The organism is Rheinheimera sp. (genome assembly GCF_036568245.1).
In the GTDB taxonomy this organism is placed as follows: domain Bacteria; phylum Pseudomonadota; class Gammaproteobacteria; order Enterobacterales; family Alteromonadaceae; genus Alishewanella.
Genome location: NZ_DATCSY010000344.1, coordinates 1 through 11,407, shown reverse-complemented (window position 1 = coordinate 11,407; position 11,407 = coordinate 1). Strand labels below are relative to the sequence as shown.

Here is an 11,407-nt window from a genome sequence, read left to right as displayed (position 1 = left end):
CATCTCCAGCCATAAAACAACCATCCCCGAGCCTGCATGAACCAATTGGAGGAAACAAAATACTCAAAACAGTTAAAAAGCAGGCTACAGCTACAAAAATGTTTTTCAACAGAATATCCTCAAATATGCTCGGATTACCGTTTTATGAACTTACAACGTTGATTAAACAGGCACAAGAAGTATTATATTGGCAGCACTTTACCAGTGGTATTATCCAACCGACTACCGACTTAAAATGCAATAGATTTAGGTGTAAGATATAGAAATGATATTTGGTGCCTAGGGCCGGACTCGAACCGGCACGTTGTCGCCAACGGTGGATTTTGAATCCACTGCGTCTACCAATTTCGCCACCCAGGCATTGAGAGGACTTTTTTTATCTGTATCTAGTGTAGCTACAGACCTTTACAAAACTTTACGAGCTTTTTTACGAGCTCTTATTTCTTTAACTCTAAACTATTCAAAGAGTTAAGTCTACCTTTTGCGAAGACGCGTTGCATTTTGAATCCGCTGCGTCTACCGATTTCGCCACCCAGGCATTCAGGGGTCTTTCAAAGGTATTTTTACATTATACATAGGCAGTTTAACGGTGCAAGCAGTATTCCTTTGCGCGTGATTGATTGCACAAAAATAAACCAAAACAGGCACTTCCCGGTCTTCAAGAAGTCTTCAGTAGTGATTTGATGCCCTTGCTTATGAACGCAAACAAACTCGCCAAGAGTTTCACGTTAAGACAGGAACGAACGGTTTGCACGGTTAAGGGAGTCTAGCTGAATTTAAAATCAAATTAGTGAGAAACCAGAGCTAGGCATACTAAATAACTGTGCGAAATACTGCTACATTCTCGCTGGCCTTGTAGTGTAGCCCTCGTAGGGAGCGTGAACCGCGGATTGCCTCGGTTCCCGTGTTTCTAGTGATGATAGTTTCATCCCAAGAAAACTGATTTCCAATCCCGACGAGTAGTTTTGATGTAGCACAATTAAAATCAGTTATTTAGGAAACTCTGGTCGATTCATTCAGCCATACCGAGCGATGTCGCAACGCCGTGGTAAAACGCAGGTATGTTGTTAAAAGTGATTTTGCGTTTGAGTAGATTAATTTCGCGTAATCGCGATTCGATGTAAGCAGGAGTTGTCATTAGTACAAAACAGAAAGTCAGATTGCTGTCATTTCAGCACGGCGGAATACGCCGGTGTTCAGAAAAATTCTGAGAGCGTTAAACTTGAAGCGGCGGTTTTACTTGTTCCGGCGACAGCACGCGTACAACATCGATTTTTCGCGTTTTACACACTGGCCGGCGGTCTTCTTACCATCGTCTTATTACGCTTAAAAGGGCCACATCTAACACTCCACATTCTCCTGCCAGAACCGGACAGGATTGATTAAAAATGTGGATCAGTTTTCGATGCAAATCTGTGGGGTTAGCGGTTCTCTTCTGGGTACAGCTCAACAAATGCGTTTATGAAAATTAAAAAATATAGAGCCATATCAACACGATATGATAAGTTAGCAAGAAATTACCAAGCAATGGTAGCCCTTGCATTTAGCATGATGTGGCTACCAATATGGGTTGATTGAAAAGTGAACAGCAAAGATCAACAGGCTCTAGCCAGGTAGCTTTGCCGCCAGTACATCAACGTTTTCGATGGACGGGGGCTCGGAGAACAACTCACCTGCCTTTGCCATCAACGCGGCTGCGACCTTACCGGAGAGATGGGCCTGCCGACCCGCTTCATCCGGGAATGCATCAAAGATTCCGAAAGTGCTTGGTCCAAGGCGAATGCCAAACCACGCAGTGGTGGCAGGCTCCTCATTGACGATGGGAAGGCCACTCATAAGGAAGCTCTCAACCTCTTTCTCTTTTCCGGGTTTCGCTTCAAGGCGAACGAACAAGGCTACTTTAACCATGGAATGTCTCCTGTTGTTAAAACGACATCACGATATGCGATGTTCTCTTGCAAGTCTAACATTTGAATACTGAGCATGCGCGGTGTATTTAGCGGGTGAATCGTTCGGGAATACTTATGCCTACTGCCGATGTCATGCTCCCTGCGTTCATGTGGTTAAACAGATCCAGCACAACACACAGATAAAGTTTTCCTTCATCTGTTAATCAAGTACGACCACTATTTTACCAATCTGCTGATTGGACTCCAGATAGTGATGCGCTGCGACTATCTCTTCAAATTTAAAGCTTCGATCAATGATAGGCTTGAGTGTTCCTTCGGATAAACCCGAGTGGATAAATTGCTTTGCTCTGCGAAAACGCCCGATGTCTTTTACAACTTCAGTAAACACATACCCCCTAACTGTCAGACTTTTACGAAGTGCTATTTTTAAGGGAAAAGGAGTTATTTCGGGACTTAATGCTCCGTGTACTATTATTGTTCCTTCAGGGCTCATTGCTTCAGCAATTTCAGCCATCTGCGGCCCACCGACAGCATCAAATGCGATTTTTAAATTGTTTGCTCCCAAGATGCTTCTCAAGCTATCCAGTAGCGGTTCTTCTTGGGTTGCAATCACATGGGCCGCGCCAGCCTTGAGCACAGCAGCCTTTTTAGCTCCTGTTTGAGTTGTAGCGATAGGGATACCCCCCAGGGAATTCACAATTTGAATCGCAGCCAATCCAACACTGCTCGATGCGGCGGTTATCAGTACTGCATCGCCTTTTTGCACGTTAGCAATTTCGACCAAAGCGCCATAAGCTGTCAGGTACTGCATCCAGGCTGCTGCGCCTTCAGCAAAGGTTAGCCCTGCTGGTTTGAGTGCCACATATTCACTTGGTACGACAATCTCTTCTGCGTAGCAGCCATTCTGAGAAAGCCCCATCTGAGGGACAATACAAACCTCGTCTCCAAGGCGTAAATGATTTACCTCTTCCCCGACTTCAATGACTATCCCGGATGCTTCATAGCCGATTCGCGAAGGGAAGTCAGCCTTTTCTATATACTGGCCTCGCCTAAACATGGCATCAGCACGATTGAGCCCAACAGCTTTGACTGCAATACGAACATCAGTGGCCTGCAAACCTGGACTCGCCAGCGAGTCAATAGTTAACACCTCGGGACCACCTAATTCATGGAAACGAACAGTTCGAATGAGTTTTCTTGGGCTCATATGCATCCTCAACAATGACTTTTTAAGCAATGGCTACAATGATTTTTTTAAGCAATTACATCAATAACGACTTTACCCATGGCTCCCAACTCTACGGCATTATGTGCATCCATGGCCGTGTCAAGGGAAAAGCGTAACGGATCGAGTAGCGGCTTAATTTTTCCAGCTTCAACGAGAGCCGTAATTTGCCGCAGAATGTCACCATGATGTTTGCGCCCCTCTCCGCTGAGCATTGGGTGTAACACAAAAATCCCTGACAATGTTGCAGAGCGTAATGACGACGGTGCCAGGTTATGTGAGCCGAATGCAGCACAGCTTAAAATATGTCCATAATGTGCGATGATACGTAATGAGGCATCGAGTACAGAGCCACCGACAGTGTCGTAAATGATATCGAATCCTTTGCCTTGGGTGTATGCGTCCACGTACTCAGCAGGGCTTGCAGTGTGATAATCAATTGGCGTGGCACCAAGCGCCTTGAGCAGTTGTTGTTTTCCAGTCGATGCAGTGGCATAAACGTCGGCACCTAAGGCCTTAGCAATTTGCACAGCTACATGCCCAACTCCGCCAGCCCCACCTTGGATAAGGACTTTCTGGCCCGCTTTAACATTCGCCTTGTCAACCAAACCTTCCCAAGCGGTAAGTGCAACCAGAGGTAAAGCCGCAGCTTCACGCATGGACAAATTTTTCGGTTTGAGAGCAAGTAACTCAGCATCTACGTTGGCATATTCAGCCAACGAGCCTTGTAATCCTCGCACTCCGCCAGTCAGACCATACACTGCATCGCCTACTGCAAAATCGGTGACGCCGTCGCCGATAGCAACAATTTCTCCAGCCAAATCAGTGCCAAGTACTGCGGGTAATTCCGGCATGGCATAAGGCGCGATACCGCGGCGGATCTTGTAATCAATAGGATTGACGCCACTTGCAAATATTTTTACTTGCACCTGACCTGCTGATGGAGAAGGTAAGTTAATCAGGGCATCCCGGAATACTGTCCCCTCGTCATAGCTATCTAATATCAAAGCACGCATTTGTCTGTTTAACGCAGTCATCAATAACCTCACAAACTGAATATTCAGCGGGTGGTTAAATCACCCGCTGGTTAATAGGTCTTTTATTCAACGAATTAAAATTCTTGAACAGTTGGACGCAGAACAATCTCGTTGATATCCACATCTGCAGGCTGCTCAATGGCGTAGGCGATAGCACGAGCAACAGATTCAGATGGAATTTCATTTTGCTGATAAAAATCTTTTACAAAGGCTGCACCCTGAGTATCTGAACTTCCAAATTTTAATTCAGATTCGACTGCACCCGGTGAAATGATTGTTGAACGAATTTTGCCCCCAACTTCATGGCGCAAGCCTTCGGCAATAGCGCGAACAGCGAATTTGGTTCCGCTATAAACCGTGCCGCCGGGACTGAATACTTTGATACCCGCTACGGACGAAATATTGATAAAGTGGCCTGTTCCCTGAGCCTGAAAGATCGGCAGCGCTGCGGCTACGCCATACAGCAAACCTTTAATGTTGATGTCAATCATGCGATCCCATTCGTCAACTCGAGTCTCAGCTAACGGTGCAATCGCCATTAACCCTGCATTATTGATAACCACATCAACTTTACCGAAGCGCTCTTGTGCAAGATTTACAAGGGCCTTCACTTCGTCCGGGTTAGTCACATCTGTCGCTTGAACCGCAACGTTTCCGCCCGCTGTGCGTATGTCAGCAGCAATAGCTTCAAGCTTGTCGATGCGTCGGGCACCTAAAACAACAGATGCGCCAAGACTGGCTAAATGTCTTGCCGTGGTCTCGCCTAAACCGCTGCTACCACCAGTGATAACAACGACCTTACCGCTGATATTGTTTGCTAAAACACTACTCATAGTTAATATCCTCAAATCAGTTGAATGAATGACTCTGTCTAAATAACAAGCAAAGTATCCCTTACCTTCAAAAACCAATAAATGGAAACGTTTTAATTTCACAATTCCATAATTTGGAATAATATTTATGTATCCATATCAAACCTGAATGTGACAGTGATGCTTAACAGATTGGAAATGCTCCGGATATTTTGTACTGCTGCTGAGTCTCACAGCTTTAAAGAAGCGGCTAACCGTCTGGGAATTTCTCCTCAGGCAGTGACACGAGCAGTGAAGGAGTTAGAGCAATTGCAAGGGGAGCTTTTATTTCATCGAAATACTCGACACATACAAGTGACCCTGGTTGGAGAAAAATTTGCTGTGATAGCAAAAGAACGCCTGCGCGCTGTCGATGAATTGTTTCAAACAAGCGCGCCTAACTCGGGTAATGAATTACAAGGGCGGGTTCGTATCGCAGCGCCTGTTGGTTTTGGTCATAAATGCTTGATGCCAGCATTAATGGAACTCTCAACAATACATCCTCAACTGGAGATAGACCTGACACTCAGTGACGAGCGCGTGGATGTCGTTGACGAAAAAATAGATATTGGGATTCGTATCGGCTTCATGAGAGATAGTCGATTTATTGCCCGCCAGCTCGCCAAAATTAATATGTGTGTCGTGGCTTCGCCTGACTTAATAAATAGAGTGGGAAGGCCTGCGTCTATTGAAGATCTAAACCACTTGCCGGTTACAGGGTTAGTCGATCGCAATACGGGAAAGCTTTGGCCATGGGTTTTTTCCATGGGCAGACAGTGGACGCCATCCATAACACGTTTTCGAAGTGCCGACACCGAAGCTGAATTAATGGGTGTACAAAATGGACTGGGGTTTGCTCAAATTCCTGACTTTTTGGTTCAAGACTTATTACGCCAAGAGAAACTTGTGAGAGTGTTAGAAGAGGTCGAGCCTGTGCCTTGGGATTTATATATTTATCGCCCTCAACGTGGTCCAGTACCACAACGTATTCGATTGGTTTTTGATCACTTGGTGTCAAGATTGAGTGTCCACTAATGGCACAAAGCCACTTTATGAAGTAGTTTCCAGCTTTGAGATTTTGACGGAGAAAGGTCAGTATAATGCCGGTTTGGTACAGGAAGCCGCGCTTACTGTGCAAACCGTGCGAGCTTAGCGATGTTGAAGGTATGAATTGAGAGACTTTAAAAGCGAGAGTTATCTTGCAAACGACCTTAGTTTAAGTCTTCCGGAAATGAACAGGAGCAGTTTAATGCCGAAAAGCTAAGGTCAAAAAAGGTCGGATATCGATTTAAAATCAATTAGCCTCAACTAGGCGTAAGGCATTGATTTTGCTTGTTATTGTTTGGTTATTATTGAATAAAGCTGTGATAGAGCGAGAAGAAATGATGTGCGTATTTAAATCATTCACAACGTTTTTTGAATCCGCTACGTTTACCGATTTCGCCACCCAAGCATAGAGGGATTTTTTACAGTAAACGAGCGCATTAAACGGTGCGAATTAGGATGCGCAAGCGAATTTAGCGTCTTAGTTGTTGGCTGAACAAAAATGCAGCAGATGGCGGAACTGAACAACACTTTTATCGCGAACTCGGCTTTAATAGCCTTTAAGTCAAATTTGAGGCTCGTTTATGCGCTTGTTACTGTTGATACTTTTATGCTGCCCCCCGCTACTTCACGCCTTTACCGCGAATGTAATGGCGCCGCTATTGGTGGAAGACCGCGCCGAGTTTCGCCGCCAGCTGGCTGTAGCAAAGCACATTGGCGTTGATGGTGTGTCGGTAGATGTCTGGTGGGGTCTGGTTGAAAAATCTGCTGATCAGCAGTTTAACTGGCAGTATTACGATGACATTTTTGCCGATATTACCGCAGCCGGGCTCAACATTATTCCTATTATGGCATTTCATCAATGCGGCGGTAACGTTGGCGATGACTGCGACATTCCGCTGCCAACGTGGATTTGGCAGCACTACGTAGCGCAGGGCCTATCTTCAGACGACCTGCAGTATAAAAGTGAATTTGGTAACCACTCGGTAGAAACCGTGTCCTTGTGGGCTGATACCCGGGTGACACAGCAATATGTCGAGTTTATGCAGGCGTTTGCCAGCCGCTATGCTGCTCTGGCTGGTAATATTAGTGAAATTAATATCTCGATGGGACCCGCTGGCGAGCTACGCTACCCATCTTACAATAGCCACGACATGGGCAGAACGGCCTACCCCAGCCGCGGCGGGTTTCAGGCCTATTCCAGCCTGGCTATTGCCGATTTTCGCCAGGCCATGCAGCAGAAATACCGTCAGCTCGCTGTACTCAATACAGCCTGGCAAACTAGGCTAACCGGTTTTGAGCAAATAATGCCGCCAGCTGATGGCGATGTGTTTATCCAAAGCGGCGCTCATAGTAACACCCAGTATGGCCGTGACTTTATTGCCTGGTACCATCAAGCGTTACTGGCACACGGTGCTCGCATGCTTGATAGCGCCTTACTGGCCTTTGATAGCAGCATGGCCAACATTGAACTGGGCTTTAAAATACCCGGCATTCACTGGAAAATAGCGGCGCCTGACAATAGCCAGCGCAGTGCAGAGCTGGCAGCTGGCCTGATAACAACTGCCGAGCCATACAGTGTTGAAAATGGCTTTGGCTACCACAGCATTATTGGCCTTGCCGCGCGCTACAATAGCGCCGCACGACCTGTTGTTTTACATTTTACCGCGTTGGAAATGATCGATAAGCCAACAGCGGCTGACTACTCCATGGCACAAAGTCTGGTGCACTGGGTGGGCGCAGAAGCAGCCCGACAACAGGTCGCGGTTAAAGGTGAAAATGCTCTTGCGGCAGGCGTAACCCAGCCAGCCGGTTGGGACAATATGGCTACCGCCTTAGCCGGTGGCCATTACAGTGGCCTGACCGTGTTGCGTATTAATCAGGTGACAGATGGTGACGTTGGCCAGCAGCGCTATCAGCAGTTAATACGACAGATGAAACAGCAGCAGAACGACGCAGGGCAAAGCAACTAAGGCGGCTACCGCTTCGAATTAAAACGGCTGCATGCTACACTGACGCGCTTTTAGTTACCGGATACTTATATGTTTGCAGATGCTCCCCGCGCCGGGCTGTTGCGCCGTTTAGCGGCCTTAATGTATGACTGGTTAATTCTTGCTGCTTTATGGATGGCAGCAATGGGATTAGCGATGGCCGTTGTTGCCCTGCTTAATACACTTGGGCTGATTTCGCTGGCCAGCTACACCGATCATGCTGACTTTATTGCCCGGCATAAAATCTGGTTTCAGTTGTACTCTGTCGCCTGGTTTTGCTGGTTCTACCTGTATTTTTGGTGTCGAGGTGGCCAGACACTGGGTATGCGGGCCTGGCGTTTACTGTTGGTGCAGCAAAATGGCCAGCCGGTAACCTTGCGCCAGGCTTTACTGCGCGCGGCTACCGCACTGTTTGGTATAGGTAATTTGTGGCTTTGGCTGCGCTTTGGTAAAGGGCTGGCACTGCAGGATCAGCTAAGCAGCACTCAGGTAGTCGTGCTGACTAAAGAGCAAAGCAAAATGATCAACCTGCATAAAACAGCCCGTTAAGGATCCTGCTGACATCGGTTTACCCACACCAACACACCGTGAACCCAATCCCTGGGGGCTCCTCTCAGCCCATCCGGGGCTGAGACGGTTGGCTTAGGGCATACCGATTCTGCTTGAATGATCAGCATTAGGCTGCCTCAGGCTTTTTTCTGCATGAAATACATCGACAGCGCAATAAACAGTACACTCGGCAGTACTGCACCCAATAAAGGTGGCAGCTGATACACCAGCGCGACCGGGCCAAATACCTCATTACTCATGTGGAATGCAAAACCGGTTAAGATACCCATTAGCACCCGGGCAGCCATTGTTACGCTGCGTAGCGGGCCAAAGATAAATGATAACGCCATCAGCAACATGGCAATTATGGTCAGTGGTTGCAGCGTTTTGCGCCACAAGGCTAGTTCGTAACGGCGTGAGTCCTGCGAGTTCTGCTTCAGGTAGTCGACATAATCATTCAGGCCACTTAGTGACAGCATTTCCGGTTTAATCGTTACTACGCCTAGTTTGTCGGGTGTCAGTGACGAACGCCAGCGCTGCTCCGGCAGGGTTTGCCTGACAATACGCTCGGCACTGAAGTCGAGTTGGGTGACATCTTTTAGTTGCCAGGCATCACGGTTATATACTGCCTTCCCGGCACTGACGATCGACAGTAATTGTAACTGCTCATCAAACTGATACACCACCACCTGTTCCAGGTTACCAAAATCATCGACCTTGCGGATGTTGACAAAGTTGTCACCATCTTTTGCCCAAACACCTTGCTGTGCTGCGAACAGGCTACCATCGGATATCGCCTTGGTCCTAAGCTCTCTCGCTGCCCTGTCAGTTACCGGCGCACCCCACTCGGCAACTGCCATCACCAGCAACATCATCAGCACTGAGGTTTTCATTACCGAGCCGATAATGTTCACGCGCGACAAGCCTGCAGCCTGCATGACCACCAGCTCACTGCTGCTGGCCAGCATGCCCAGACCAATCAGTGCGCCTATTAATGCAGCCATTGGGAAAAAAGTAACCAGATCGCCAGGTACACTGTATAAGGTGAACAGCGCGGCATGCACCATATCGTAGTAACCGCGGCCGACCGAGCGCATCTGATCGATAAACTTGAACATAGCTGATATAGCCAGCAACACGCTTAGCGTCAGCATTGAGGTGGTTAAAATGGTGCGGCCGATATACACATCAAGAATTTTCAGCATATTAACTTCTTCCCGCCAGCCACGCCTGGAACCGCTGCGCTGCGGACCGGTTACGTAAAATCAACACAGCCCCAAGTGTCAACGCAGTCGCATGCAGCCACCACATCCCCAGCGGCGCGGGTATTTTGCCATCCTCCAGTGCCGAGCGGGCAATAATAAGCAGCGAGTAGTAACCCAGATACAGCAACAATGCCGGTAACAAGCGGCCAAATTTACCCTGACGCGGATTAACCCTACTGAGCGGCACAGCAATAAGTGTCAACAGCGGAATAGACAGTGGTATAGCAATACGCCAGTGCCATTCTGCCAACGCTTCATTGCTGTTCATCTGCAGCAGCTCTGTCGTTGCAACACTGCCTAACTTGCGCCGGCGCTGCTCTACTTCCTGCTCGCGGATTTGCAGCTGATAACTTTCAAACTCGGTGATCTCAAACGCCGGGGAGGCAACATCACCGGCATAACGACGTCCCTGAGCCAACTGCAAGGTCTGGCCGCCACGGGCGTCTTCTCTCACGTTGCCACGTAAGGCATAAACAATAGCCTGGTTACCCGGCTCATCACGGGCACTATTTTGCGCCACAAACACCCGCGACAATTCGCCACTGTCACTGCCACGCCCAACATCATGTACAAAAATGACGGCCTTTTCATTTGATGTGTGCTGAAACCGCCCGGGGACTACTGACAGTAAGCCGGCATTCGCATCGGCTTTTTCCAGAATGCGATACTCCTGCTCTGTTGCCCACGGGCTCAGATACAAGGTAATGCTACCGGCAACAAAGGCCATCAGGATAGACAGGATCAGGGTCAGCCGCGTGACATACCATTCACTGACGCCGGTGGCATGCAGTACCGTCATCTCACTGTCAGCATAAACACGGCCATACGCAATCAAAATACCAACAAAGGCACTGAGTGGCAGGATAATAACCGCAAGTTGCGGCAATTTGAGCGCAACAATGCTGATAACCAGTTGTCCGGGGATTTCGCCTTCGGAAGCGTCAGCCAGAATTTTGACAAAGCGCTGGCTGATAATAATAGTCATCAGGATAATAAATACCGCCAGCTGAGATTTAAAAACCTCACCTAACAGGTAACGAAAAATAATCAAAACGCCCCCTAAAAACCTGCCTTTTTGCTGGAACCCTGGCGATTTTTCAGTAAACTTGATATTTATAGCAATTATTATCGACCAAACAGCACAGAAAACCGAGCTTTTTTATAAATTCACGGTAGAATTTGGCCATAAATGTGCCGGTCATGTTAGCACAGTCTATTAGAATCAGGAGTTAGTATGGAGTTCAGCGTAAAAAGCGGAAGTCCGGAAAAACAACGTAGCGCATGCATTGTTGTTGGTGTGTACGAGCCGCGTCGTCTTTCTGCTGTAGCAGAGCAACTGGATAAAATCAGCGAAGGTTATATCAGTAATCTGTTACGCCGTGGTGATCTGGAAGGTAAACCGGGCCAGATGTTGCTGTTGCACCATGTACCTAACGTATTGAGCGAACGCGTATTATTGGTTGGTTGTGGTAAAGAGCGCGAGCTGGATGAGCGTCAGTACCGGCAGATCATTGCCAAAACCATCAGCACGCTGA

Annotated in this window: 10 protein-coding genes, 1 tRNA gene and 1 pseudogene; 5 read left to right on the top strand and 7 right to left on the bottom strand. The window is 47.7% G+C overall.

The window, feature by feature from the left end:
* Positions 1-273 precede the first annotated feature (273 nt).
* Positions 274-360, bottom strand: a tRNA-Leu gene (locus tag VIN66_RS15315).
* 1,092 nt (positions 361-1,452) lie between these two features.
* Between VIN66_RS15315 and VIN66_RS15310 the strand changes: the two are divergent.
* Positions 1,453-1,578: pseudogene (locus VIN66_RS15310) on the top strand (IS5/IS1182 family transposase); the annotation flags it as partial.
* Between the two features lie 27 nt (positions 1,579-1,605).
* Here the strand turns inward: VIN66_RS15310 and VIN66_RS15305 are convergent.
* From VIN66_RS15305 to VIN66_RS15290, 4 genes are all read right to left on the bottom strand, one after another.
* Positions 1,606-1,908, bottom strand: a complete 303-nt coding sequence (locus VIN66_RS15305) for a putative quinol monooxygenase (protein ID WP_061516605.1) — start codon at positions 1,906-1,908, stop codon at positions 1,606-1,608.
* 201 nt (positions 1,909-2,109) lie between these two features.
* Positions 2,110-3,117 carry a zinc-dependent alcohol dehydrogenase family protein gene (locus VIN66_RS15300; protein ID WP_331924786.1) on the bottom strand — a complete coding sequence of 336 codons (1,008 nt, stop codon included), beginning with the start codon at positions 3,115-3,117 and terminating at the stop codon, positions 2,110-2,112.
* Positions 3,118-3,164: 47 nt separating this feature from the next.
* The gene (locus VIN66_RS15295) at positions 3,165-4,172 is read right to left on the bottom strand and encodes a zinc-dependent alcohol dehydrogenase family protein (RefSeq protein WP_331924785.1); all 1,008 of its coding nucleotides are present in this window, start codon (positions 4,170-4,172) and stop codon (positions 3,165-3,167) included.
* 74 nt (positions 4,173-4,246) lie between these two features.
* On the bottom strand, positions 4,247-5,005 hold the full coding sequence (locus tag VIN66_RS15290) for an SDR family oxidoreductase (protein WP_331924787.1): 759 nt from the start codon (positions 5,003-5,005) through the stop codon (positions 4,247-4,249).
* 159 nt (positions 5,006-5,164) lie between these two features.
* Between VIN66_RS15290 and VIN66_RS15285 the strand changes: the two genes are divergently transcribed.
* The 3 genes from VIN66_RS15285 to VIN66_RS15275 all read left to right on the top strand — a co-directional run bounded on the left by VIN66_RS15285 (position 5,165) and on the right by VIN66_RS15275 (position 8,607).
* Positions 5,165-6,058, top strand: coding sequence for a LysR family transcriptional regulator (locus tag VIN66_RS15285; RefSeq protein WP_331924784.1), 894 nt, complete (start codon positions 5,165-5,167; stop codon positions 6,056-6,058).
* Positions 6,059-6,717: 659 nt separating this feature from the next.
* A complete protein-coding gene (locus VIN66_RS15280; RefSeq protein WP_331924783.1) occupies positions 6,718-8,040 on the top strand; it encodes a family 14 glycosylhydrolase in 1,323 nt (440 codons plus the stop codon).
* Between the two features lie 69 nt (positions 8,041-8,109).
* Positions 8,110-8,607 carry an RDD family protein gene (locus VIN66_RS15275; protein ID WP_331924782.1) on the top strand — a complete coding sequence of 166 codons (498 nt, stop codon included), beginning with the start codon at positions 8,110-8,112 and terminating at the stop codon, positions 8,605-8,607.
* 137 nt (positions 8,608-8,744) lie between these two features.
* Here the strand turns inward: VIN66_RS15275 and lptG are convergent, their stop codons facing one another.
* The gene (gene lptG / locus VIN66_RS15270; RefSeq protein WP_331924781.1) at positions 8,745-9,812 is read right to left on the bottom strand and encodes an LPS export ABC transporter permease LptG; all 1,068 of its coding nucleotides are present in this window, start codon (positions 9,810-9,812) and stop codon (positions 8,745-8,747) included.
* 1 nt (position 9,813) lies between these two features.
* Positions 9,814-10,923 carry an LPS export ABC transporter permease LptF gene (lptF, locus tag VIN66_RS15265; RefSeq protein WP_331924780.1) on the bottom strand — a complete coding sequence of 370 codons (1,110 nt, stop codon included), beginning with the start codon at positions 10,921-10,923 and terminating at the stop codon, positions 9,814-9,816.
* Between the two features lie 183 nt (positions 10,924-11,106).
* On the opposite strand from lptF, the gene VIN66_RS15260 reads away from it, so the two are divergent.
* The coding region (locus tag VIN66_RS15260) for a M17 family peptidase N-terminal domain-containing protein (protein ID WP_331924779.1) at positions 11,107-11,407 on the top strand (301 nt) is incomplete at its 3' end.